This window comes from Daejeonella oryzae DSM 19973 (assembly GCF_000422945.1).
Taxonomy (GTDB): domain Bacteria; phylum Bacteroidota; class Bacteroidia; order Sphingobacteriales; family Sphingobacteriaceae; genus Daejeonella; species Daejeonella oryzae.
In genome coordinates, this window is record NZ_KE383964.1 from 261,845 (window position 1) to 286,008 (window position 24,164).

General features: G+C 38.1%; 25 protein-coding genes and 1 tRNA gene. 14 read left to right on the top strand and 12 right to left on the bottom strand.

From position 1 onward, the window contains the following. Positions 1 to 85 precede the first annotated feature (85 nt). Positions 86 to 436: a 4Fe-4S binding protein gene (locus G521_RS0114300; RefSeq protein ID WP_026899132.1), complete on the top strand. Its 351-nt coding sequence runs from the start codon at positions 86 to 88 to the stop codon at positions 434 to 436. A 62-nt stretch (positions 437 to 498) separates the two neighbouring features. Here G521_RS0114300 and G521_RS0114305 read toward each other — a convergent pair whose 3' ends face one another. After that, on the bottom strand, positions 499 to 987 hold the full coding sequence (locus tag G521_RS0114305; RefSeq protein ID WP_026899133.1) for a universal stress protein: 489 nt from the start codon (positions 985 to 987) through the stop codon (positions 499 to 501). A gap of 93 nt (positions 988 to 1,080) precedes the next feature. Here G521_RS0114305 and G521_RS0114310 point away from each other — a divergent pair, with 93 nt between their 5' ends. Next, positions 1,081 to 1,872, top strand: coding sequence for a C40 family peptidase (locus G521_RS0114310; RefSeq protein WP_051189777.1), 792 nt, complete (start codon positions 1,081 to 1,083; stop codon positions 1,870 to 1,872). Here the strand turns inward: G521_RS0114310 and G521_RS0114315 are convergent, their stop codons facing one another. From G521_RS0114315 to hisG, 10 genes are all read right to left on the bottom strand, one after another. After that, on the bottom strand, positions 1,873 to 2,163 hold the full coding sequence (locus G521_RS0114315; RefSeq protein ID WP_026899135.1) for a hypothetical protein: 291 nt from the start codon (positions 2,161 to 2,163) through the stop codon (positions 1,873 to 1,875). It abuts the gene before it with no gap. Between the two features lie 15 nt (positions 2,164 to 2,178). Next, the gene (locus tag G521_RS0114320) at positions 2,179 to 3,105 is read right to left on the bottom strand and encodes a WD40 repeat domain-containing protein (RefSeq protein WP_026899136.1); all 927 of its coding nucleotides are present in this window, start codon (positions 3,103 to 3,105) and stop codon (positions 2,179 to 2,181) included. A gap of 10 nt (positions 3,106 to 3,115) precedes the next feature. Further along, positions 3,116 to 3,709, bottom strand: a complete 594-nt coding sequence (gene hisIE, locus G521_RS0114325; RefSeq protein ID WP_026899137.1) for a bifunctional phosphoribosyl-AMP cyclohydrolase/phosphoribosyl-ATP diphosphatase HisIE — start codon at positions 3,707 to 3,709, stop codon at positions 3,116 to 3,118. Between the two features lie 10 nt (positions 3,710 to 3,719). Further along, complete coding sequence (hisF, locus tag G521_RS0114330) at positions 3,720 to 4,475, bottom strand: imidazole glycerol phosphate synthase subunit HisF (RefSeq protein WP_026899138.1); 756 nt, start codon at positions 4,473 to 4,475, stop codon at positions 3,720 to 3,722. An 86-nt stretch (positions 4,476 to 4,561) separates the two neighbouring features. Then, positions 4,562 to 5,311 (bottom strand): 1-(5-phosphoribosyl)-5-[(5-phosphoribosylamino)methylideneamino]imidazole-4-carboxamide isomerase, encoded by a 750-nt coding sequence (gene hisA / locus G521_RS0114335; RefSeq protein ID WP_026899139.1) that lies wholly within the window; start codon positions 5,309 to 5,311, stop codon positions 4,562 to 4,564. Positions 5,312 to 5,315: 4 nt separating this feature from the next. Continuing rightward, positions 5,316 to 5,909: an imidazole glycerol phosphate synthase subunit HisH gene (gene hisH / locus G521_RS0114340; RefSeq protein ID WP_026899140.1), complete on the bottom strand. Its 594-nt coding sequence runs from the start codon at positions 5,907 to 5,909 to the stop codon at positions 5,316 to 5,318. Positions 5,910 to 5,930: 21 nt separating this feature from the next. Beyond that, positions 5,931 to 7,022: a bifunctional histidinol-phosphatase/imidazoleglycerol-phosphate dehydratase HisB gene (gene hisB, locus G521_RS0114345; protein ID WP_026899141.1), complete on the bottom strand. Its 1,092-nt coding sequence runs from the start codon at positions 7,020 to 7,022 to the stop codon at positions 5,931 to 5,933. Then, complete coding sequence (gene hisC, locus G521_RS0114350; RefSeq protein ID WP_026899142.1) at positions 7,019 to 8,089, bottom strand: histidinol-phosphate transaminase; 1,071 nt, start codon at positions 8,087 to 8,089, stop codon at positions 7,019 to 7,021. The genes hisB and hisC overlap by 4 nt, the downstream gene beginning before the upstream one ends. A 28-nt stretch (positions 8,090 to 8,117) precedes the next feature. Then, positions 8,118 to 9,404 carry a histidinol dehydrogenase gene (gene hisD, locus G521_RS0114355; protein WP_026899143.1) on the bottom strand — a complete coding sequence of 429 codons (1,287 nt, stop codon included), beginning with the start codon at positions 9,402 to 9,404 and terminating at the stop codon, positions 8,118 to 8,120. Between the two features lie 36 nt (positions 9,405 to 9,440). Continuing rightward, the gene (gene hisG, locus G521_RS0114360) at positions 9,441 to 10,292 is read right to left on the bottom strand and encodes an ATP phosphoribosyltransferase (protein ID WP_026899144.1); all 852 of its coding nucleotides are present in this window, start codon (positions 10,290 to 10,292) and stop codon (positions 9,441 to 9,443) included. A 292-nt stretch (positions 10,293 to 10,584) separates the two neighbouring features. Here hisG and G521_RS0114365 point away from each other — a divergent pair, with 292 nt between their 5' ends. From G521_RS0114365 to G521_RS0114420, 12 genes are all read left to right on the top strand, one after another. Further along, the gene (locus G521_RS0114365) at positions 10,585 to 12,678 is read left to right on the top strand and encodes a BatA domain-containing protein (protein ID WP_026899145.1); all 2,094 of its coding nucleotides are present in this window, start codon (positions 10,585 to 10,587) and stop codon (positions 12,676 to 12,678) included. Beyond that, positions 12,638 to 13,903, top strand: coding sequence for a dihydroorotase (locus G521_RS0114370; RefSeq protein WP_026899146.1), 1,266 nt, complete (start codon positions 12,638 to 12,640; stop codon positions 13,901 to 13,903). The genes G521_RS0114365 and G521_RS0114370 overlap by 41 nt, the downstream gene beginning before the upstream one ends. 11 nt (positions 13,904 to 13,914) lie before the next feature. After that, positions 13,915 to 14,583 carry a hypothetical protein gene (locus tag G521_RS0114375; protein ID WP_026899147.1) on the top strand — a complete coding sequence of 223 codons (669 nt, stop codon included), beginning with the start codon at positions 13,915 to 13,917 and terminating at the stop codon, positions 14,581 to 14,583. Between the two features lie 48 nt (positions 14,584 to 14,631). Then, a complete protein-coding gene (locus G521_RS17390; RefSeq protein ID WP_051189779.1) occupies positions 14,632 to 15,204 on the top strand; it encodes a DUF4199 domain-containing protein in 573 nt (190 codons plus the stop codon). 139 nt (positions 15,205 to 15,343) lie between these two features. Continuing rightward, positions 15,344 to 16,297 carry a glycosyltransferase family 2 protein gene (locus G521_RS0114385; RefSeq protein WP_026899148.1) on the top strand — a complete coding sequence of 318 codons (954 nt, stop codon included), beginning with the start codon at positions 15,344 to 15,346 and terminating at the stop codon, positions 16,295 to 16,297. 61 nt (positions 16,298 to 16,358) lie between these two features. Further along, entirely contained in the window at positions 16,359 to 17,327 is a 969-nt protein-coding gene (locus tag G521_RS0114390; RefSeq protein WP_026899149.1) for a glycosyltransferase, read from the top strand. 6 nt (positions 17,328 to 17,333) lie between these two features. Next, positions 17,334 to 18,083 carry a DUF975 family protein gene (locus tag G521_RS0114395; RefSeq protein ID WP_026899150.1) on the top strand — a complete coding sequence of 250 codons (750 nt, stop codon included), beginning with the start codon at positions 17,334 to 17,336 and terminating at the stop codon, positions 18,081 to 18,083. Between the two features lie 18 nt (positions 18,084 to 18,101). Continuing rightward, positions 18,102 to 19,604 carry a GH3 auxin-responsive promoter family protein gene (locus G521_RS0114400; protein ID WP_026899151.1) on the top strand — a complete coding sequence of 501 codons (1,503 nt, stop codon included), beginning with the start codon at positions 18,102 to 18,104 and terminating at the stop codon, positions 19,602 to 19,604. Positions 19,605 to 19,608: 4 nt separating this feature from the next. Beyond that, positions 19,609 to 20,814, top strand: a complete 1,206-nt coding sequence (locus tag G521_RS0114405; protein ID WP_245580879.1) for a 1-deoxy-D-xylulose-5-phosphate reductoisomerase — start codon at positions 19,609 to 19,611, stop codon at positions 20,812 to 20,814. Positions 20,815 to 20,844: 30 nt separating this feature from the next. Beyond that, positions 20,845 to 22,170 (top strand): RIP metalloprotease RseP, encoded by a 1,326-nt coding sequence (gene rseP, locus G521_RS0114410; protein ID WP_026899153.1) that lies wholly within the window; start codon positions 20,845 to 20,847, stop codon positions 22,168 to 22,170. Between the two features lie 104 nt (positions 22,171 to 22,274). Further along, positions 22,275 to 22,808 (top strand): Fe-S protein assembly co-chaperone HscB, encoded by a 534-nt coding sequence (hscB, locus tag G521_RS0114415; RefSeq protein ID WP_026899154.1) that lies wholly within the window; start codon positions 22,275 to 22,277, stop codon positions 22,806 to 22,808. A gap of 7 nt (positions 22,809 to 22,815) precedes the next feature. Beyond that, positions 22,816 to 22,895 (top strand) — tRNA-Leu (locus G521_RS0114420). 418 nt (positions 22,896 to 23,313) lie between these two features. Here the strand turns inward: G521_RS0114420 and G521_RS0114425 are convergent. Beyond that, positions 23,314 to 23,991, bottom strand: coding sequence for a TetR/AcrR family transcriptional regulator (locus tag G521_RS0114425; protein ID WP_026899155.1), 678 nt, complete (start codon positions 23,989 to 23,991; stop codon positions 23,314 to 23,316). Between the last annotated feature and the right edge of the window lie 173 nt (positions 23,992 to 24,164).

A 24,164-nucleotide genomic window follows, 5' to 3' on the forward strand; every position in this document is an offset into this window, starting at 1 on the left:
TGTTATATTTGTGCCGTTTTAACAGTAACGTGGCAATGATTGTTACGCTACAAAAATAACTTTAGAATTAGACTTTTAGACACACATGGCAATTAAAATCACCGACGAGTGTATTAACTGTGGAGCTTGCGAACCTGAATGCCCCAATAATGCTATTTACGATGCGGGAGCCGCATGGCGTTTCTCCGATGGTACCAATTTAAAAGGGATGATTAATTTCCCGACTGGTGAAGTTATGGATGCAGGGGAAGTGCAGCCGGCAATCTCAGATGAAGTATATTATATCGTTTCTGATAAATGTACAGAATGCGTTGGATTTCATGATGAACCTCAATGTGCTGCTGTTTGTCCGGTAGACTGTTGCGTTGATAATGAGGATGTTCGCGAAACTGAAGAGGAATTACTTGCCAAAAAAGCATGGCTTCATGTGGAATAAATAAATAATTAACCCCTTAACAAAAAAAGCTTTGAGTCATCAAAGCTTTTTTTGTACAATGATTATTCATCATCGGTATGGTCTTTATCTTTACTTGGAATGATTAATACCGGGCATTTACTTTTGCGAAGTACACTTTCAGAAACGCTTCCGGAAATAAAATGATCAAAGCCGGTTCTGCCGTGCGTACCTAATATAATCAGATCAGCATTGCATTCATCTGCGGTAGCTAAAATTTCAACTTTTGGCGTTCCTATTTTACTGTAAGTATGCAATACAATTCCTTCTCCGGCCTGAGCCTGAATTCTTTCAAACAGTTTTTTGCTGGCTTCCTCCTGAATATTCATCATTTCGGGCATCATAAATGAAGTTTCATTTAACATGGGGTCGGCAATATATGGGGTAGCCGTTGGGATTTCATTTACATGAACCAGAACTACTTCTGCCCCAAATTTGCGAGCCAGCGCCAGGCCATAATTCACAGCACTGTCAGAGTAAATACTGTCTTCAACAGCAATTAAAATTTTTTTAAGGTTATCCGGACTAATCATAAATTCCTAACAGATGTTTTAAGGTAAAGTTTATATTAATTCCCAGGAGATTATTACTCCTATGTTTAATCTAAATTTAGTTTATTTGCGACTATGAATCAAATTTTTGGTGTTTGTAATCTTTCTTTAATACCCTTAAGAGCCGCTGCTTCAGATAAAAGTGAAATGATCTCACAGCTTTTGTTCGGAGATAATTTTGAAGTATTAGAAATGACTGAAAAATGGACCCGCATTATTACCTCCTATGATCAGTATGAAGGTTGGATTGATTCAAAACAGTTTGTTGAAACAGATTTGGCAAGCTTTAATGCGTTGAATTACCTGCAAAATATTTTAAGGCCTTTTGTATATCATCCTGTTAAAAATATTAAGGCAAATGAAGTTTTAAATTTAGTGGCCGGAAGTAATTTGCCGGCATATAATGACGGTGTTTTTGTGATTAATGCCACTAAATATTCTATCGGGAAGGAAGCAGTCATCCATCCGGTTTTAGATACATTTAAAGATGAGATTGAGAATGTTGCTAAGCTTTATCTCCATACACCTTATTTGTGGGGCGGGCGCTCAGTTTTCGGAATTGATTGTTCCGGATTTACTCAAATGGTTTTTAAGCAATTTGGCATCCGTATTCAGCGGGATGCCTGGCAACAAGCTTTGCAGGGATTTCCGGTAGATTTTTTACAGGAAACGAAACCCGGCGACCTTGCTTTTTTTGATAATGAAGAAGGAAGAATAATTCACGTAGGAATTATGCTGGATAATGAACATATCATTCATGCTTCGGGCCGGGTTAAAATTGATAAGATTGATACTACCGGAATTTATAGTGAAGAATTAAAGCGCTACACTCACCAGTTACGGATCATAAAGCGCTTTAAAAACTGATTACCTGATTTCTTCAATAATTGCAGAAGATGCATTGGAGCAAGGCGAAGCATAGTCTGAAGCTGTACGATAGCTAACAGTAACCCGTCGGCCTTCCGATAAATAGCTTTCTACTTTATCAGCATTTACTGGATAAATATTTTGGCCGCCATCTAACTGGATATACACATTGCATGCTGAATTACTAAATAAGCGAATAGTTCCCTGCTGATTTTCAATTACTGATTCCTTTTTATCACACGCACTGAATAATAAAGAAGCACCCAAAAGGATAGTTGTTAAAATTTTCATAAGATATTATTGAGATTAAACATCGATCTGAACATCCCAGATCATGACTAGTTTATCATCACTAACGGATATCAGCTGTTCATTATTGGCATCCCATATTACTTTATTTATAGAATGCCGATGGCTTTGATAACCTTTTTCAATACTTATAATCTTTTTGAGAGAAAAATCTTCTGTGCTCCATATCTTTATATTCTTATCACGGCTGGCACTTGCAAAGAATGGTTTGCTGGGATGAAGAGCTAAAGAATAGATTGCAAATAAATGTGCAGGAATTGAATTTTCAAGAGAGAAATCGCTGGTGTTCCATATATTTATCTGAGCATCTCTGCTACCGGAGAATAAATATTTCCCATCCGGAGAAAACTGAATAGAGGTAACAGGAAGACTGTGGGCCTGGAAATTATATACTAAACTGTAATCTTCGAGAGCGTAAATCCTGATACTGTTATCCTTACATGCAAAAGCCGCCAGTTTTTCATCAGGACTGATACTGATGGCCCGCACCATTTCGTTCGAAACTTTGAAACTGTATAAAAGGGGATAATCAGTTTGATTTGAATCAAGATTATACACCGAAACAGTTCCATCTTCTGATGAAGCCAGTAATTCTTTTTTAGAACTGACAGATTTTATGTCAAATATGGGTTTATGGTGATGCAAGGGAATACGCTGTAAACTTTGCAGATCGAAATTCCATATACTTATTTGCCCGCTGCGTTCTCCCGAAATTAATAATGGCGCAAAATTTGGACAGTGTAATGCATAAACAGACGTTTGAACGGGGAAAATTACCTTAATAAACTCTTTTCTATCCAGACTCCATTCCACAACACCTTTATCATTTCCTCCGGTAAAAATAATGCCTGATTTTTGAGAAGCTTCTACTGTATAAACCGGATTTTGATGTCCCGCCAATATTCCGGATTGTTCAACTTTCATTCGGGAATAATTATTTTATAGTATGTCTTCTTTCCAGATTTTCGGCGATTGTTTTCAGCTTCAAATCCTTGGCTCTGAGCAATACTAAAAGATGGAAAAGTAAATCTGAGGCCTCATTAATCAGGTCTTCTTCGGTTTCATTTAAGGCGGCAATTACAGTTTCAACACCTTCTTCGCCAACTTTCTGAGCAATTTTATTCAGACCTTTTTTTTGTAATTTATTAACATAAGATCCTTCGGCAGGATTTGTAAAACGATCATCAATGATCTCTTCCAGTTTAAAAAGAAAGTTTTGGTTAAAATCTGTAGAAAAGCAACTTCTGGATCCGGTATGGCAGGTTGGTCCGTGTGGGTTGGCTTTTATCAGTAAAGTATCGTTGTCACAATCCAGCTTTATGGAAGTTACTTTTAAAATATTTCCGCTTTCTTCTCCCTTGGTCCACAACCGGTTTTTAGTACGTGAAAAAAAGGTGACTACATTTTCAGAAAGAGTTTGTTCATAGGCTTCTTCATTCATATAGCCAAGCATCAGCACTTCCAGAGTTTGGTCATCCTGAATAATAACAGGTATAAGCCCTCCGCTTTTATTAAAATCGATGTTCATGATATAATATTTAGGATCTGATTTCGATCTGTTTGTCTTTTAAAATCATTTTTAATTCGGGTATTAGAATCTCTCCGTAATGAAAAACAGAAGCCGCTAATGCAGCATCCACATCGCATTGCTGAAACACATCTACAAAATGCTGACTGTTTCCGGCTCCGCCGGATGCTATAACTGGTATTGAAACCATGCTATTCACTTTTTTTAATAAGTCGCAATCAAACCCGGCTTTCGTTCCATCGTGATCCATAGATGTGAGGAGAATCTCGCCTGCACCTCTTTCTTGTGCCTGCATGATCCAATCTTCGGTTTCCATTTCGGTAGCAATACGCCCGCCATTTAAATGGACATAGTTTTTCCCGTTAATATTTTTAGTGTCAACTGCAACCACAATAAATTGCTTTCCGAAAGCAGCAGCAAATTCATCAATTAGGTTGGCATTGCGAACGGCAGCAGAATTAATTGAAATCTTATCAGCTCCTGAATTCAAAAGGATGTCTGCATCGGCTATTTCATTAATACCGCCACCAATAGTAAAAGGAATATTAATTTGCCGGGCCACTGATTTAACAAGCTCTACAAGGGTTTTGCGGCGTTCGTGCGTGGCAGTTATATCCAGAAACACCAACTCATCAGCACCTTGTTGAGAATATTGCCAGGCCAGTTCCACCGGATCGCCGGCATCTTTCAGATCTACAAAATTAACGCCCTTAACGGTTCTGCCATCTTTTACATCCAGGCAGGGGATTATTCTTTTTGCTAACATTATTCTTTCATTTGTCATCCAGTTTAGAACAGAATCTTTAAAATTCAGATTAAATTCTAAAGAACAGGGATGACTCAATTTTCTGACTAAAAACTGATTAAAGCTTTCAGGTTCCAGGCTTTAATTTCATCTATAGAAATACGGTTTTCATAAATGGCTTTACCAACCACACATGATTCTACTTTGATTTTTTGTAAATCTTCGATATCAGCCATCGAGCTGATTCCGCCGGATGCAATCAGCTTAATAAATGGTGAATGATCCAACAGTTTCTGGTAAAGTTCTACCGAAGCGCCACCAAGCTTTCCGTCTTTATTTATATCAGTACATAGAAAGCGAAAAAATCCTAAATCAAGACAACGGTCAACATATTCCATCAGTTTGATAGGAGAGCTTTCCATCCATCCCGAATATTTAATCACTTCATCCAATACATCAATAGCTACAACTATTTGATCCGAGCATTTCTCGGTTCCGCAAATTTGAGAACTGAGATCCTTAAGAAATTCGGGATTCGTAATGGCCTGTGTTCCCACTATAACCCGGTGGATGCCTAAATCAATGAGTTCTTTTACTTTCTCAATACTCCGGACACCGCCGCCATACTGAACTTTGATCTCAGATTTATTGATGATATCAAAAAGGAATTTTTGATTGCTAAAATCGCCTTTTGCTCCGTTTAAATCTATAATATGAATAAACTCAGTGCCTTTGCTCTGATATTTCTCTATCATTTCTTCAAGAGTTACACCATAAAAAGTGGCTTGTTCATAATCTCCTTCACGTAAACGAACTACTTTGCCGTTAAGGATATCAATTGCTGGTATGATGTACATGTATTTAAACTAAGAGTGAGAAATTTTTTAAAAGTTGTTCCCCTGCTAAACCTGATTTTTCGGGATGAAACTGGACACCATAATAGTTGTCTTTTTGAATTACTGCCGAAAATTTTATCCCGTATTCAGTTGAGGCGATAGTAAATTTAGGATTAAATTCAATAAAAAAGGAGTGTACAAAATAAAAGTATGCAACAGCAGGAATATCATCAAATAAATGATTGTTTGAGGAATATTCTACTGTATTCCAGCCGGTGTGAGGCACTTTCAACTTTATACTGTTTTCAAAATGAATAGTTTTTAACGGAATTATTCCGGTGAGAACGGAATTACCCTCTTCAGAAAAATTAGTCAAAAGCTGCATACCAACGCATATCCCCAAAACCGGCTTTTTTATCTCACGGATAAATGGAACCATGCCGCTGTCATTTAGTTTTTGCATGGCAGCACCGGCATGCCCAACTCCCGGAATGATATACCGGTCGTATTTTTCCAGTTCCCCGGGCTCATTAATCATCCCGTAAGGAATGCCGAGTCGGTTTAAAGCGGCAGTTAATGAGAATATATTTCCGGCTCCGTAGTTTATAATTCCTGTCATTTTTTTGCGGATGATTTGTGACTATAATACTCCTTTGGTGCTTGGTAACTCGGTTCCGGTTATTTGAATTGCCTGTTTAATGCATTTGGCAAGGGCTTTAAAACTGGCCTCTATCTGGTGATGTGTGTTGGTTCCATCAATGATCTTTAAATTTAAATTCATGCCGGCATGTTCTGAAAACGACTTCATCCAGTGTTCGAACATTTCTGTAGGGAAATCCCCAACATATTCACGGTTAAATTCGCCTTCGTAAATAAAATAAGCCCGGTCAGAAAAGTCGATTGCGCATTGAACCAATGATTCATCCATAGGTAATAAAAAACCATACCGTTCAATTCCTTTTTTATCTCCTAAAGCTTGCTTAAAAGCTTTTCCCAATGCGATGGCGCTGTCTTCTATTGTATGATGTTCGTCAATTTCAAGATCTCCCTTTACCTTCAGGCTCAGATCAATTCCTGAGTGCTTCGCCAGCTGATCAAGCATGTGGTCATAAAACTTGAGGCCGGTATCCATATCGTGTTTTCCGCTTCCATCGAGGTTCAATTCGAGCTTTATACTGGTTTCTTTGGTATTTCTTTCAACTTTAACTAGCCGATCTTTTTTTGCTGTGAGGTAGTTGGTTATGAGTAGCCAATCTGAACTAGACAAAACTGCTCTCGGATCATTTTCTGACGCAAACCGAATGGCTTTACAACCTAAATTGAATGCTAGCTGCGTATCGGTTTCGCGGTCGCCGATGGTATATGAATTCCAAAGATCTATAGAATTTCCAATCAGATATTGGGTAAGCATGCCTGTATTGGGTTTTCTGTTAGGACTGTTTTCTGCCGGCATTGAAGGATCAATAAAAATCTCGGCAAAAGTTATTCCTTCATTTTCCAGAATATCCATCATCTTTTGATGAGGCTTGATAAAAGTTTCTTCGGGAAAACTCGAGGTGCCGCGTCCATCCTGATTACTTACCATAACCAGCTCGTATCCAAAATCCTGAAGGCGTTTTAGTGAAGAAATAGCATAGGGGAAAAACTCCAGTTTCTCCAGACTGTCAATCTGCTCATCAGCAGGTTCTTTAATAATAGTACCATCACGGTCTATAAAAAGTACTTTCTTCATTTTAAAAGGTTTGTAGTTTTGGGTGTATAAGTTTGAAGATTTTGAATCAATAAATTATTTTCTTCAGGAGTTCCAACGGTTATGCGGAGACATCCCTCACATAATTCTATTTTCGATCGGTCTCTGACGATGATTCCTTTATCAACAAGAAACTGGTAGATTTCCCGGGGGCTAGAACATTTAACCAACAGAAAATTTGCATCCGAAGGGAATATCTTGTTTACAAATTCAAGTTTTAAAAGATTACTGACCAGCTTTTCACGTTCAGAAATAGTTTGTCTGATCCACTCATTAACCTGATCTATATTTTGTAATGCATCCAGAGCCAGTTGCTGAGAGGCTTGATTAATATTGTATGGAGCTTTGACCTTGTTCAACACCTCAATGATCTCTTCGCTGGCGAAAGCCATTCCAACCCGTAATCCGGCAAGGCCCCAGGCTTTAGAAAGAGTTTGCAGAACAACCAGATTTGAAAACTCGGTCAGTTCCTGAATAAAAGTCTTTTGTCTGGAAAAGTTAATGTATGCTTCATCCACAATGACTAAACCTGAGAAATTAGTGAGGATGGTTTGAATGGCATCCCGGTCTATGGAATTTCCGGTTGGATTATTTGGAGAACATATAAAAATCAGCTTTGTATGTTCATCAATAGCTTCAGCAATCCCTTCCAGATTTAACTGGAAATCGGGTAATAAATTGACTTTCCTGATTTCTATATCATTAATATTTGCCGAAACTTCATACATTCCGTAAGTAGGAGGAACGGTAATTACGTTGTCAATACCCGGACGGCAAAATGCCCGGAACAAGAGGTCAATCGCCTCATCGCTTCCATTTCCAAGAAATATATTTTTGGCAGGAACGCCTTTAATTTCCGTAATTCTTTGTTTTACTTTCAGTTGTAAAGGATCGGGGTACCGGTTGTAATTTGTCTCAAGCGGAGATCCAAAACTGTTTTCATTAGCATCTAAAAATACAGAAGCTTCACCCTTATACTCATCTCTGGCAGAAGAGTAGGGGATTAGTTTTTTAATATTTTCCCGAAGGATATCATTTAGATTAAACATTTTATTTATTTTTTTGAGGAACCGGATCTTATTTTAGACGCACACTTACCGCATTTTTATGTGCCTGTAACTGTTCCATATTTGCTAAAATTTCAACTGTGGGTCCCAAATTTTTAATTCCGCTTTGGGTAATATGCTGGAAGGTAATCTTCTTAACAAAAGAATCAACTGAAACTCCTGAATACGCTTTAGCATAAGAACTTGTCGGAAGCGTATGATTAGTTCCTGAGGCATAATCTCCAACACTTTCAGGAGTTAAATGTCCCAGAAAAACTGAACCGGCATTGATGATACTTTCTGTAATAGTTTCCCATTGATCTGTTGCCAGGATCAGGTGCTCCGGGGCATATTCATTACTAAAATTCATCGCTTCGCTAAGATCATCTACCAAAAGGGCATATGAATTGGAAATAGCTTTTGCAGCAATCTCAGCACGGGGCAAAGCCTGAATTTGCAATTGCAGCTCCCTGATAGTTTTAGTTATCAGATCAGTTGAAGTGCTTACTAAAACCGCCTGACTATCAATCCCGTGTTCGCACTGTGCCAGCATATCTGCAGCTACAAATACCGGATTGGCACTCTCATCTGCAATTACCAAAACTTCTGAGGGCCCGGCTGGCATATCAATTGCAGTTTGTGAATTGGCCTGGATAAAGGTTTTTGCCCTTGTTACAAACTGGTTTCCCGGCCCATAAATCTTATCTACTTTTGGGATGCTTTCAGTTCCATAGGCCATAGCAGCAACAGCTTGTGCACCACCTGCTAAAAAGATTTTATCTATCCCGAGTAACTGCGCACTAAAGGCGAGGTAACCGTTTATTTTTCCGTCTTTTTGAGGAGGAGAACAAACTACTATTTGCTTGCAGCCGGCTAACTTAGCTGGTATACCAAGCATTAAGAAAGTGCTTGGCAGAACGGCGGTTCCTCCCGGAATATAAAGCCCAACCCGTTCAATCGCCCGGTTTTCACGCCAGCAGGTAACACCGGGAGTTGTTTCTACTTTTGGCTCCGCAAATATCTGACTCTCATGAAACTTTTTAATGTTGTTATAGGCTGTGATGATGGCCTTTTTTTCATCGTCAGCAACAGATTCAGCAAGAGATGCTAGCTCTGATTCTTCCAGATATAATTTCTCCAAATCTACTCTGTCAAATTGTTTGGCGAAGTTCCTTAATGCCTCATCTCCCTTCTCTCTCACAGTTGAAATAATGTTCTCAACAGCTGACGAAATCGAATGATCAGAATCAATGTTCCGCTGACATAAGTCCTGAACTTTTGATTTAGTTAATTCATTTAAGTTGTAGATTTTAAGCATTTTAAATGTATGTATTAACTATTGGTTAATATGCAATTAAAGGATAATTTTCTCTATCGGCATCACGACAATACCCTGTGCTCCGGCAGCCTTTAATAAGGTTATTTTCTCCCAAAAGTCTCTTTCTGGAATAACAGTATGGATGGCAACCCAGCCCTCTTCGGCTAATGGAACTATAGTTGGACTCTTAACTCCGGGTAACAATTTAATGATTTGTTCAACATTTTCAGCGGCGGCATTCAGTACTACATATTTAGTTTCTTTAGCCCTCAACACCGACTGTATTCTCTGAATTAATTCCTGAATCAGCGGATTGTCTTCTTCGCCTTTTCGGCCTATTAAAATCGCCTGGGAGGACATCACATCTGCAAATGGTTTTAAGCCGTTGCTTTTTAAGGTACCACCTGTAGAAACAATATCAAAAATGGCATCACTTAATCCCAGTCCGGGAGAGATTTCAACTGAACCGGATATCGTTCTGATTTCAGCATCGATCTGATTTTTATCAAGAAATTTTTTAAGGATTACCGGATAGGAGGTAGCAATTGCCTTGCCTTCCAGATCCTGTAAAGTTTCTATTTCAGTATTGTTCTGAACAGCTAATTTTAAGGTGCATTTGCCAAAACCCAGCAGCTGTAAAAAGCTTACTTCAACTTCAGTTTCGCTGATGACATTTTCACCAACTATTCCAAGATCGGCAATGCCATCCTGTACGTATTCAGGAATATCATCATCACGTAAGAAAAGTATTTCTAAAGGGAAATTTGATACTGTTGAGATTAGGGAGCTTTTATAGTTTTCGAAACTTAAGCCACAATTTTTAAGAAGTTCAACAGATTTTTCGTTCAACCTACCCGATTTTTGGATAGCAATTTTGAGTGTTTTCAATTTTTATATGAATTAGACCAGAAAATATATTAAGAAAGAGTTTCACTTAGAAACGTACAAATTTATCATTAACGCCACTCGTGGCGATGATGCAGATGTAGTTGATGAGTAAAAACTGTATTCATAATTTCTGGTCCCATATAAACAGGAAGTGTGCAAATATACTAATTGAAACTAAAAACATGCATAATAATTGATATTCAAGCAATTTTGACTTTTCTATGTTCTTTGTAGTTAATTTGTATTGCTATTAAAAATTTGGGTACAAGCGAAATATCATTAGTTTTGATCAATGAGATTCCTCTTCCCCGGATTTTTATTTGCCTTACTGACGGTAGCCATTCCAATTATTATCCATCTTTTTAATTTCCGGAAATTTAAAAAAGTGTATTTCAGCAATGTTCAGTTTCTTAAAGAGATAGAACAGCAAACATCATCCAGTAAAAATTTACGCAACCTCCTGGTTTTAGCTTCGCGAATTCTGGCTATTATATTTCTGGTTTTTGCCTTTGCCCAGCCCTATTTTCCAGCGAAAAACAACGCAAGCGCATATAATTCACAAATTGTTAGTGTATTTATCGACAATTCTTACAGTATGGAAACTGTAAGCAAGCAGGGTTCATTACTAGATGAAGCGAAAAGAAGAGCCAAAGAAATTGCTGCGGCTTACAATCTGAATGATAAATTTCAGGTAATAAATAATGATTTTGAAGGCAGACATCAGCGGCTGTTAAATTTGGATGAGTTTAATAATGCGGTTGATGAAATTAAGATCAGTCCAAATAATCGCACTATTTCAGATATTATAGAACGGCAGAAAGATATTTTTGATGGCAATCCTAATTCATTAAAAACAAGCTATGTTATTTCTGATTTTCAGAAAAACATGTTAAGCCAAACTGATTTACCTGGAGATAGTTCTGTGAAATTTCGTTTATTGAGATTAAAATCGAATACATTACCCAATATTTCAATTGATTCTGTTTGGTTTACATCTCCCATACACCGAACCGGTCAGGCTGAAAAGCTGGTTGTTAAACTTCGGAATAACTCGGATGTTAAATCTGAAAATATTCCGATTAAGCTTTTAATAAATAAACAGCAAAAGGCAATTGGCAGCATTCGCTTAGAACCCAGGGCGAGCAGCTCAGATACACTTTCGTTCAGTTCTTCAACTGCCGGATGGCAGGGAGCAGAAATTAATATAACTGATTATCCGGTGATATTTGATGACCGCTTTTATTTTTCTTACCATGTTCAGGAAAGTTTAAAGATATTGGCCATAAACGGTGTTAAATTCAATCCTTTTTTACAGGCGGTTTATCAGTCAGATCCTTTTTTCAGGCTCGAGAACGTCTCCTCAGGAAATATCAATTATTCTAATTTGGGCAATTATCCGCTGATTATCTTAAATGAAATCAGCGAATTTTCATCCGGTTTAATTCAACAGTTAAAAATTTATGCCGAACGTGGTGGAAGCATTATAGTTTTTCCGGCTTTAAATTCTGATTTCGTACAGCTCTCTAATTTTTTAAACACTTTAGGAACTGATATTCCTGAACAGATAATTGATTCAGAAACCAGGGTTGCTTCTATAAACTTAAGTCATCTGGTTTTCAAAGATGTTTTTGAACGGCTGCCTCAAAAGATGGATCTTCCGGCAGTCAAAAAATATATTCGCTTTTCATCCAGGAGCCGGTCTGGCAGACAAACTATTTTAGAGCTTCCGGGAAAACGGGTTTTTATGGGAGAGTATGCTCTTGGAAAAGGGAAAATTTATATTTCTGCAGTTCCTTTACAGGATGAGGCGGGAAATTTCGCCCGGCATTCGGTATTTGTACCATTAATGTATCGTGTGGCCTTATTAGGTTTGCAGGATAGCCGTTTGTTTTACACTATCGGAAAGGATCAAAGTATAGAAATTCCCAGATTAAATTTAAATGCCAACCAAACACTCCGTATTAAAAATAAAGAATTTGAGGCAATACCTGATGTTCGCCAAACCGAAAATGCCACACGCTTATTCATCGCCGACCAGATAAAAGATGCAGGAAATTATGAAATAACAAAAGGCGACAGTGTGATGGTGAACATTTCATTTAATAATTCGGGGTCAGAATCTGATCTGACTTATGCTTCAGACGGTGATTTACGTAAACAATTTGATGGAAATAAGCCTGATATACTGAATTCTGCAGAAGGCTCTATTCAAAATCAGGTTAAAACGGCAAACCTCGGAACTCAGTTGTGGAAACTTTGTCTAATTTTGTCATTGATATGTCTTGCCGCAGAAATTTTATTAATTCGTTTTTACACAACAACTTCGACTCATCCTGTTATTAATTATGAAAAGAATTCTCCTTCAACACGTAACTATCCTGGATAAACAAAGCCCGCATCATGGTAAACAAGTTGATGTTTTAATTGAGAATGGCAGCATTTCTGAAATTTCGAAAAAGCTTATTGCCAAAGACAACGATGCTACCCTTATCGATGGAAAAGGACAATACCTTTCAGCAGGCTTTTTTGATCTGAATGTTAATTTCGGAGAACCTGGTCTGGAAACAAAAGAAGATATTCAATCAGGATGCGCTGCTGCAGCGGCAGGAGGAATTACAGGTTTGACTTTAATGCCGAATACCGAGCCTCCAATTCATTCTAAAGCTGAAATTTCTTACATAGTTAATAAAACCCGAAACAGCCTTGTTGACGTGCTGCCCGTTGGAACTATTAGTGCAAACAGGGAAGGCAAAAATCTTGCTGAATTGTACGATATGCAGCAGAACGGTGCTATTGCTTTTAGTGACGGCAACAGGCCGGTTTGTGATGCAGGTTTAATGAGCCGGGCGTTATTGTATGTCAAAGGTTTTGGAGGATTAATTTTTTCAAACGCAGAAGATCCTGGGCTCTCCGCTAAAGGAAAAATGAATGAAGGGGTAATGAGCACATTACTTGGCATGAAAGGAAATCCCGCTTTAGCGGAAGAATTAATGGTTGCCCGTGATCTTTATTTAGCGGAATACAACGAGGCTCGGATTCATTTCTCTGCAATAAGTACAGAACGCAGTGTTGAACTAATTCGCCAGGCACGCAAAAATGGTGTTAAAGTTACCTGTGATGTAGCGGCACATCATTTACTGTTTTCAGATGAAGATTTGGAAGGTTTCGACAGCAATTATAAAGTGAAGCCGCCACTCAGAACCAAAGTTAATATCAAAGCTCTTCTTAAAGGACTTCGTGACGGAACCATTGATGCCATCGTGTCTCAGCATACTCCTCATGAAATTGAATTTAAAAATGTGGAGTTTGAGATTGCTGAAGATGGGATTACCGGCTTACAAACCTTGTTGAGTACCGTTTTAAAAGCAGGATTGTCTGTGGAAGAGATCGTCGAAAAATTGGCAGTCAATCCCCGGAAAATTTTGAATCTTGCTATTCCAACGATTAAAGAAGGCGAGAAAGCAAATCTGGTTTTATTTGATCCGGAAGCCGAATGGGAATTTAATAACCTAACAAACCAATCCAAATCTAAAAACTCGCCTTTATTTGGGCAATCATTAAAAGGGAAAGTCAATATGGTTTTCAATAATGATGAATATATATTATTTTAACTATTAATATTATGAATACAAAAGTAGAAAGTGCCTTGAAAGCTGCTTTAAAGCAGTTTGCAGAAATAGGTGGTCAGGATAGTGCTGACTTATATACCAGATTGCAAATGGTTTTTGACAAGGATGCTTCTTATCTTGATAAAGTTGCCGAAATGGACGACGCATTTGATGACCAACCTGCATTTGAGGCTTTACGCGAAGTTGTATTTGACCTTTTACTCATTAATTTTTTTACAGAAGACGTCCAGAAATTGGAAGAAGATTATCTAGATTCTGAGGAATGGGAAGACATCGAAGAGGAAACGCTTGATCGTGGTACAGAACTTTTAAATGTTCTTTTATACATTAAAGAATGTGAAGATGAAGATCTGGAGCCGGAACTGGGAGATTTTCTGAAAGAATTTTTGTTGGTGGATGAGGATGAATTTCAGGACGAGCACCGCATATATGAAGATGTAATTGCCAATCAGGTATTGGTAGACAGTTCTTTGGAAGAAGTTGCCCGTGTTGCCAATGATCTTCCTGAATTTTCAGAGCTTAAAGAATTATTTTATCCTTTAATCAGTTTCTTCCGGGATCAAAAACCTGCTGACGCAGAGTTTGAAAGCTTTAAAAAATACAGTCAGAACGCCGCTTTCGATGCTGCTGTTTATTCCTTGCTGATCTCTTATAATAAATAAATTTTAATCAACTTAACCAATCATAAACCTTAACCAAACCCTAAACAAATGGAATTAACCGAACAAACTATTAATCCAAAGAAACTTGCCATTAATAATGCACTTATTTGGGCCGCTATTAACATTGCTATTTTTTTACTGATCTATTATGTAAAGCCGGAATTGATGGGCTCATTTGTCTTCACCGGAATTCAAATTTTGATAGGTATTGGTCTGGCAGTTTATTTTTGCTTAGATATGCGCAAGCAGGTGGGAGGATACTGGTCTTTTAAAGAAGCTTTAGGGAGTATATTTTTGATGTTTTTTGTACAGGCAATCATCGTTTTCTTTTTCACAATTATTTTTGCAAAATTTTTAGAGCCTGATTATGCTGTTAAAATGAAAGAAATTGTTTCTGTAAGCACCCAGGAAATGCTTGAAAAGATGGGTATGGATCAGGATAAGATTGATGAAGCTATGGCAGAAAGTGATAAGCGCCTGGAGGAACAATTTAACCCGGGTATCAAGCAAATATTAATTGGTCTGGCTACGGTAGCAATTATGTATTTTGTGGGAGCCCTGATTTTTGCAGCGATTTTTAAAAAGGATCGGCCTGTATTTTTAAATAGTCCCGAAGAATAATATATTTTCAATATTTTCCCGTGCAGATTTTATCAATTTTATTGATGAAATTTGCACGTTTTTGTTTGTAAAGGAGAATGGTCTCCTTTCTGATAAACTGCCTGCCGCAGGGCGGGTCTTAAATTTTCACAGCCCTTAAATGGATATTTCTGTAATAGTGCCTTTATATAATGAGGTTGAATCTTTGCCCGAACTTACTGAGTGGATCAGAAGGGTAATGAATAAAGCCGGTTTTAGTTATGAAATAATCCTGGTTGATGATGGCAGTGATGACGGTTCCTGGGAAAAGATCGAGGAATTAAAATATAATCACCCCAATATTCTGGGAATTAAATTCAGGCGCAACTACGGTAAATCTGCAGCTCTGAATGTAGGGTTTGAGGCTTCACAGGGTGATGTTATAATTACCATGGATGCCGATCTTCAGGACAGCCCGGATGAAATACCGGAACTTTACCGACGCATTCGCGAAGAAAAATTTGATCTTATATCCGGATGGAAGCAAAAAAGATATGATCCTTTAACCAAAACTATCCCAACCAAATTTTTCAATTCGGTAACACGCCAGATGTCCGGCATTCATAATCTGCATGATTTCAATTGCGGATTAAAAGCTTATCGCAGTGAGGTTGTTAAAAGCATAGAGGTTTACGGAGAAATGCACCGCTACATTCCGGTAATTGCGAAATGGGCAGGTTTTAAAAATATTGGAGAGCAGGTGGTAGAGCACCGTGCACGGAAATACGGAAAAACAAAGTTCGGTTTCAGTCGCTTTGTAAACGGATTTCTGGATCTTCTTTCCATATTCTTTGTCGGTAAATTCGCCAAAAGGCCAATGCACTTTTTTGGAACTCTGGGTGTTTTAAGTTTCTTCACCGGAACGGTTATCGCCTTATGGATTATCGGCGAAAAGTTGTTTCATATTGCAAATCATATAAAATACAGCCGGGAAGTAACTTCACAACCTTTATTTTTTATAGCTCTTGTTGCTATAATTGTTGGTTTTCAACTTTTCCTGACGGGCTTTATTGCTGAATTAGTTTCCAGAAATGCACCCGAGCGTAATTCATATCAAATTGCAAAAACAGTATAAAAATATTAGCAGTTTAATTCAGTTTCTTCCTTAATCAATTTCTATAATACCCGAATCAAGAATGTTTTTTTCCATCATTATCCCTTTATATAATCGTCCGCAGGAAATTGATGAATTACTCCATACATTAACCCAGCAGGAATACACTCAGTTTGAGGTGCTGATTATTGAAGACGGATCTACAACAGACGCCAGGGGAATTGTAGAAAGCTACAGCGATAAACTGGATATCAGTTATTATTTTAAAGAAAATGCCGGACAGGGATTTGCCCGCAATTATGGTTTTGAGCGAGCCAAGGGAGATTATTTTATTGTATTTGATTCTGATTGCCTGATTCCGAAAAACTATCTGGAAACTGTTAAAAATTCGCTCCTGAACAATCACCTCGATGCATTTGGTGGTCCGGATGCAGCGCATGAATCTTTTACTCCCACACAAAAAGCAATCAGTTATTCCATGACTTCTCCTTTTACAACAGGAGGAATTCGCGGAAATAAAAAACATATCGGAACTTTTCATCCCAGAAGCTTTAATATGGGTATATCACGGGAAGTATGGGAAAAAAGTCATGGCTTTATTTTAACCCGTCTGGGTGAGGATATTGAATTTAGTATTCGCATCCATTCTCTGGGATTTAAAATTGGTTTAATTGCCGATGCGATAGTTTACCATAAGCGACGTACAGATTTCCCGCAATTTTTTAAGCAATTACATTTTTTCGGCAGAGCACGCATAAATATTTATAAACATTTTCCTTCCGAATTAAAGATGGTGCATTTTTTTCCTGCATTATTTACTCTCTTCCTTGCAGCAAGCATAGTTCTCAATCTGGTTAAAAGCCCTTTGGCCGAATTATGCAATGTTTTTCTGGCAATTTATATTTTGTTGATATTTTTTCACTCCTGGAGTACAAACAAATCAGCAAAAGTTGCATTTTTGAGCATTATAGCTGCATTTGTTCAGCTAACTGCTTACGGCTTGGGTTTTTTGCAGGATTTTTGGAAGCGCATTATATTAAAACAAGGATAAATTACTATGAATAAGCCCTTCTCGGTGAACGAGATTTTAGCAGATGCCTGGAGCTTTGCAAAAAAGAATATTTGGATTTTAATTGGGTTTACAGCCGTACAGTTCGTAGTAATTATTATGATAACCACCCTGCTGAGAGGCATTTTTGGTGGCGAAACGGGGGCGGGCGTAATAGCTCAGAACTTAATACTGGCCTTATTCGATGCATTTTTTACAGTTGCATTTTATCAGGTTATTTTTAAATTAATTGACGAGGAAGGCGAACCCGAACTCCCGGATTTCATTCCCAACCTGATGAAAGCGTTAAACTTTCTCCTTGTAAAATTAATTATAGGACTGATACTGGTTTTTATTATTGCCATCATCAGCTCTGTTTATTTTTTCAATACGCCTCATATTGATACGACAAATACGTTTAGCTGGGAATTACTTCCGGTATTCATCCTGATTGCAATTCCTATCGCTTATTTTACAGTTCGTTTGTGCTTTGTGGTTTGCTTTATTGTTGATCAGGATTCCGGTTCATCAGAATCCATCAGTCAGAGCTGGACGCTTACAAGCGGAAATTTTTGGATGATTCTGGTTTTATTCCTGGTGATTCTTGGATTAAATATTTTAGGAGCTATGGCACTTTTTGTCGGATTGTTATTTACTGTTCCTTTCTCTAGCCTTATCATTATCATCGCTTATCGACATATGGTAAATAATTATACAGATGAAGAAGAGGTTTTACTGGAAAATCCAGAAAACAAATAGTGTGTTTAACATATAATGATGAACATCAAATCGGCTTTAAGTAAACCGTTTGCTGCCTTTGTAGTATGGCAAATTAACAAATGGAAGAAAAATGCGCTTACTGCTCAGCAGAATGTTTTCAAAATGCTGCTCATTACAGCCAAATCAACAGAATTTGGTAAGGATCATGGTTTTGAAAATATAAAAACGTACGACGATTTTAAAAAGGCAGTCCCGATTCGTGAATATGAAGATCTGCGGCCATATATTGATCGGGTCGTAAAAGGCGAAAAAAATATTTTATGGCCGGGTAAACCGCTGTATTTCGCAAAAACTTCGGGTACTACTTCCGGAATGAAATATATTCCCATATCCAAAGAATCTATGCCCGAGCATATTAAAGCTGCACGCAATGCGCTTTTATGTTACATCAATGAGACGGGTAAAGCTGATTTTGTGAACCGCAAAATGATCTTTCTGCAGGGAAGCCCGATTATGGATGAAACTGCCGGTATTCAAACAGGTCGTTTATCTGGTATTGTAGCTCATCATGTTCCGGATTATCTCCAAAAAAACAGGATGCCATCCTATAAAACCAATTGTATCGAAGATTGGGAACAAAAGGTTGAAGCAATTGTGGATGAAACTCTTCATTCAGACATGAGTCTGATCGGAGGAATTCCGCCATGGGTTCAAATGTATTTCGATAAGCTCATCTCCAAATCAGGTTCTAAAAAGATCAAGGATATTTTCCCGAATTTAAAACTCTTTGTATACGGAGGAGTAAATTTTGAACCTTACCGGGCAAAACTTGAGGAAAGTATTGGTCGAAAGGTAGATTCTATAGAAACTTATCCTGCTTCAGAAGGCTTTATTGCTTTCCAGGATTCGCAAAAAGAGCCGGGATTATTACTGTTGGCAGATGCAGGGATTTTTTACGAATTTATTCCAACAGATGAATATTTTAATGAAAACCCAGCTCGTTTATCTTTGCAGGATGTAGAACTGGATAAAAATTATGCGCTTATTTTAAATACCAGTGCAGGTTTATGGGGATATAGTATTGGCGATACAATAAAGTTTATTTCAAAGGATCCCTATAGAATTTTGGTAACCGGCCGTATTAAACATTATATTTCCGCATTCGGCGAACATGTTATTGCCGAAGAAGTGGAACATGCCCTTTTAACTGAAGCAAAAAAAGAAGGAATTGAAATAACAGAATTTACAGTGGCTCCACAGGTGAATCCGGAAGATGGATCCTTGCCATATCACGAATGGTTTGTTGAGTTTGCAAAAGCTCCGGAAAATGCAGAAGCATTTCGCTTAAAAGTAGATGCTGCATTGCAAAAGAAAAATAGTTATTACTTTGATCTGATAGAAGGAAAAATTCTACAGCCATTAATTATTCGTAATCTTGAAAAAGATGCGTTTATTAATTACATGAGATCGCAGGGAAAGCTTGGTGGCCAGAATAAAGTCCCCAGACTCAGCAATGACCGAAAAATTGCAAACGAGCTGAAACCGTATATAATAAAATAATCATTTGCCGTTCATTAACGCCGGGAATGAAATAGAAAATACAATTTTGATAAAAAGGAATATAGCGATCCTGGGTTCTACCGGGAGTATAGGAACACAAGCTTTAGAAGTGATCAGGCAAAATCCGGATCGGTTTTCGGTTTTTGTGCTTACCGCCCAGTCTAATGCAGCATTACTTATTCAGCAGGCTCTGGAATTTCATCCGGCGTATGTAGTTATCGGTGATGAGTCTAAATGCCGCGAAATTGAAACTGCACTTGCTGGCACAAATTCAAAAGTTCTGTGTGGTTTGAATGAACTGGCCGCTGTAGTAACCAGTCCCGAAATAGATATTGTTCTTACCGCCCTGGTAGGTTTTGCAGGCTTACAACCCACATTATCCGCCATCCGGGCCGGCAAAGATATCGCGTTAGCAAATAAGGAAACATTAGTGGTAGCCGGCGAACTGGTTACATCCATGGCTTCAAAATATAATGTCAGGATTCTTCCGGTTGATTCTGAGCATTCGGCAATTTTTCAGTGCCTTGCCGGCGAAGAAAATAATCCGATCGAAAAGATTTATCTCACCGCTTCCGGCGGACCTTTCCGTGGCAAAACCTCTGAATTTTTGTCAACAGTAACTAAAACTGAAGCTTTAAAGCATCCCAACTGGGTAATGGGAGCTAAAATTACCATTGACTCGGCTACGCTGATGAATAAAGGGCTGGAAGTTATCGAAGCCAAATGGCTGTTCGATCTGGATGTTTCGCAGATTGATGTCATCGTTCATCCGCAATCTATCGTTCATTCTATCGTTCAGTTTAAAGATGGTTCCATGAAAGCACAGATGGGACTTCCCGATATGAAACTGCCCATTCAATATGCTTTAGCTTACCCCGAAAGGATAGAAAATACATTTCCACGCTTTAATTTTCTGAATTATCCCAATCTTACTTTTGAGCAGGCCGACAGCAAAACATTCAGGAATTTAAGTCTTGCCTTCGAGGCGCTGCACTCGGGCGGAAACATGCCTTGTGTCATAAATGCTGCCAATGAGGTGGTTGTGGCAGAGTTTTTGAACAATCGGGTTGGGTTTTTACAAATGAGCGATGTGATAGAGAGCTGCATGGCAAAGGCCTCATTGGTTAAAAATCCTTCATTAGAAGATTACCTTGAAACCGACCGCGAGACCCGGATCTACGCACAAGAATTAGTAACAAATCGTTGGTAAAAATATCCAATATAAAATTTAAATAAACGCATGGACGGATTAGTAATGGCAGGACAACTGCTGCTTGGATTATCTATTTTAATTATTTTACATGAAGCAGGGCACTTTTTTGCAGCCCGTGCTTTCGGAATCAAAGTAGAGAAGTTCTATTTGTTTTTTGATGCCTGGGGTTTTAAACTTTTCAGTTTCAATTATAAAGGTTGTGAATACGGCATCGGATGGTTGCCTCTGGGCGGCTATGTGAAAATTGCCGGAATGATAGATGAATCTATGGATACCGATCAGCTGGCAGGCCCGGCGCAACCATGGGAGTTCAGATCTAAACCAGCCTGGCAACGACTTATTGTCATGCTTGGAGGTGTAACTGTAAATATTGTATTAGGTATTTTCATTTTCTGGATGCTTACCTTGAAATTTGGTGAAACCTTTACACCGAATGATAAACTTGAATATGGAATTGCTCCCGGCATAATCGGCAGAAACATTGGTTTACAGGCCGGAGATAATATAACGGCAGTTAATGGAAAAAAAATTGTACGATTTGAAGAATTGATCAGCTCCAAAGTGTTGTTCGGTAATACCGAGTTAACAGTGAACAGGGGCGGAAAGACTAAAATGATTACTGTTCCAGGTGATATTATTGAAGAACTTTCTGATTATGGAATCAACCAGTTTATCAGTCCGCGTGCTATTATAGGTAAAGTATCTGCAATTGCTCCTGCAAGTAATGCCGAGAAAGCTGGTATTCAGGTTGGCGACAGTATTTTAGCTGTAAACGCCAAGCCTGTAAAATTCTTTGATGAATTTCAAACCGAGGTGCAGGCACAAAGTGGTAAATCAGTTGCGCTGTCAGTTTTACGTAATAACCAGCCGATTGCTCTAAACTCCCGCGTTACCGATGAGGGAACTTTAGGAGTGGTAATTCCGCAATTAGGTGTTCCGCATGAAAATCAGCAATATGGTTTTCTGGCCGCATTGCCGGTAGGAGCGTCCAAAGCATGGGGTTCATTTATGGATAATGCCAAAGGTTTGGGCAAGGTCGTGAGCGGCGAAGTGAAAGCGAATAAAGCATTTACCGGTCCGATTGGTATTGCCACTATGTTTGGTAAAACGGTTGACTGGGTTAAATTCTGGAGTTTGGTAGGATTGCTTTCTATGGCGCTAGCTTTAATGAACTTATTGCCTATTCCTGCTCTGGATGGCGGACATGCTGTATTTTTATTAATTGAAATGGTTAAAGGAAAGCCTTTAAGTGATAAATTTATGGAGCGGGCACAAATGGTAGGTTTTGTAATCCTGATTACCCTCATGGTATTTGTGTTCGGTAATGATATTATTAAACACGTAATCAACTAATAGTATCCGATCGGTTCGATTGGTATTTTAAGCTGGTTCATCCACTTATAATAAGAAGCAGATTTGATTTCCTGAATCTGCTTCTCAAATTTCTATTTTAAAGAATGAATTATTTTGAGTTTTACGAGTTGCCGGTTTTGTTCCATGTAAATGAAACAGAGGTGAAAAAGAAGTTTTACGAATTGAGCAAAAAATATCATCCCGACTTTTTTGCCAATGAAAGTGAAGCCAGGCAACAGGAAATACTCGAGCTCTCTACATTAAATAATAAAGCTTACCAGGTTCTATCGCATCCCTTAAAAAGAATAGAATATATATTGGGATTAAATAACCTGATGGCCGAAGGTGATAAGTACCAGCTTCCGCAGGATTTTCTGATGGATATGATGGATGTGAATGAAGCCTTGATGGAACAGGAATTCGAGCCTGATGCTGCAGCTCTTGATTCAATAAGCCGTCAGGTGGATGAAATTGAAAAGAAATTGTTTGATGAATTAAAGGTCAATACAGAGAGTTTTGACCGCGAACCTTTGGAGCAGCATGAAAACACTTTGCTGAAAATCAAAGACATCTGGTATCGGCAAAAGTATTTGTTGCGAATTAGAGAGAGTTTACATAAGTTTGCAACCCGCATATAAGGAAAATGCCCAGCTGGCGGAACTGGTAGACGCGTCGGTCTCAAACACCGATAGGAAACTGTGCCGGTTCGATTCCGGCGCTGGGTACATTAACCGCCTTTAGAATTATCTGAAGGCGGTTTTTATTTTCTACGGAAGACATACTATTTAATGGATTCTCTATGTAGTCGGCAATACCTACAAGAAAGACTTCCATTTATAAAGGGCTTATCTAAAAAGCCCTGCATGATGGCAAGGCTTTGAAAGTATAATAACACTCGAATTTTCAAAAATTTCCGCTGTTGCCAAATAGAGCCGCCAAACTGGGGTAATTAGGATCTGACACATGCATCGCCTAAAGGGATATGCGGTAGTGGCATTAAGATTTTATGTTCAGGGATTTGGGATGCAGATGTCTTATTGCGCCAGTCGGCCCGTTGCTAAGTCATCCCACCATTAATTTTTCAGGTAATTAGTGAAATTAGTTTTCGTAGCTGGTTTCGCCTTCTCAAATCTAACTGGATAATTAGGACTTATCCAGAATTTTAAACAGCATATCATCCATAAATAATGCTGTGAATTCCTTATTTTCTACTGTTCCCACATCTGTAAGTCTCGGGAGGAAATTACTGAAAAACTGCTGATGATGTGCAGTTTCAATCAGTGTGCTGCTCAACGATTTGGGATATTGGTAATCCGGGTTGTAAGCAGTTATTACATCAGCAATATTAGCGCATAAATCTTTATAGGGTTTAAATACTTCATTTTTATTAATCTCCCTTACTTCTTTAACCAAATAAACTTTGCTGCTCTCGGCAATTACAATTTTGTTAAGATAATTTTTGTTATAGTCGAGCCTGCCACCGCTATCCGGGAGTTCATGGGTGAGTAAATGAACAATAGTTTTCAGTTTAGCTTTTGTATCGCTTACGTTCTGAAGCTGAAACATAACTAAATAGGCCAGATAAGACCAGTACCAGTTAAGAATGTACAAAAGCAGGCGATGCTTATTTTCAAAATACCTGTAAATAGTTGCTTCGGTAGTTTTTATTTCGAGCGCCAGTTTTTTAAAAGTAAAGTGTTCAAACCCCAATTCATAAATCAGGTCAATGGCACTTTTTATTATATGCTTACCTAATTCGCTGCTTTCCGGATCCCGTAAATAGATCTTTTCATTTACTTTAAAAATTACCTGAAAATCCATATAAACATTTTTTACCCAAAGATACTATAATATATAATTTAAAAAGTAATTGTTTTATAAAAGATATAAAAACAATTATTTACAATAGTATTACTACTATTAAAAATAGTAATCATATATTTACAGAAATAAATTAAAAGAATGTTACTGAATAAATGAATCCTTTTCTATTG